Origin of the sequence: Streptomyces olivochromogenes (assembly GCF_001514115.1) — a bacterium.
Taxonomy (GTDB): Bacteria; Actinomycetota; Actinomycetes; order Streptomycetales; family Streptomycetaceae; genus Streptomyces; species Streptomyces olivochromogenes.
In genome coordinates this window covers 1-907 of record NZ_KQ948539.1, presented here as the reverse complement: position 1 = coordinate 907, position 907 = coordinate 1, and the positions used below count along the sequence as shown (strand labels likewise).

At 68.4% G+C, this 907-nt stretch carries 1 pseudogene; it reads right to left on the bottom strand.

What is annotated here, in order from left to right:
- A pseudogene (locus AQJ27_RS54475) lies at positions 1 to 829 on the bottom strand (transposase); the annotation flags it as partial.
- Positions 830 to 907: the final 78 nt, after the last annotated feature.

Here is a 907-nt window from a genome sequence, read left to right as displayed (position 1 = left end):
CTGACGGGCCGACCGCCGCCGGAGCCCTTCTTCTTCCGGTGGGCAGCCTGGTCCCTCTTCTCCGGGATCACTGCCTTGATGCCGCGTCTGCGCAGGTGGGCGCGGTTGCCGCGGGAGGAGTAGGCCTTGTCGGCCGCGACCGCGTCCGGCCGGGTGCGGGGGCGCCCGGCGGGGCCTCGCACCCGTAACTTCCTGAGGACGGGGATGAATTGCGGGCTGTCCGCGGCCTGCCCCGCGGTCAGCACGAACGCCAGCGGTCGGCACTTCCGGTCGGCGGCGAGGTGGACCTTGCTGGTCTGCCCACCCCTGGAACGTCCCAGGAGAGCGGCCTTCAGCCGGAGTTTCCGCCGACGCCGGATGCGTCGTCGTTCTTCCCGCTCGGGATCGATCTTGGCATTCCGTCCGTCTTGTTCTTCGTGGCCGCCCCTTTTGATCTGGCCTTCTCCGCCTCGGCGGCAGCCTTCTCCAGGGCGCCGAGAACGTCCTCGCCCAGGTGCATCCCGGCCGCATCGTGGTGAGCACGCGCGGTAGTGGAGTCAATGCTGACCAGGGACAGGTCCACCTCCCCCCGCTTCGCCGCCTCCGCGATCAGGCCCTCCAGCAGGGCCTCGAAGACACCCGCATCACGCCACTGCCGGAAGCGGTTATGGACGGTTGGCCAGGCACCGAACTCCTCAGGCATCTCCCGCCACTGCCCGCCGGTCTTGAACCGCCAGATCACACCCTCGAACTGCTGCCGCAGCCGCTCGGGGTACGGGCCGTACTCGCCGATCGGCAGATACGGCTCGATGAACTCCCATTCCCTGTCAACCAGTTGCACTCGAGTCACGCAAGAAGGTCTACCAGTCCAGGTCCCGCCACGAGGGCGAGCCCCGCAGATTGATCGCGACTCGATACACGCCCTAGG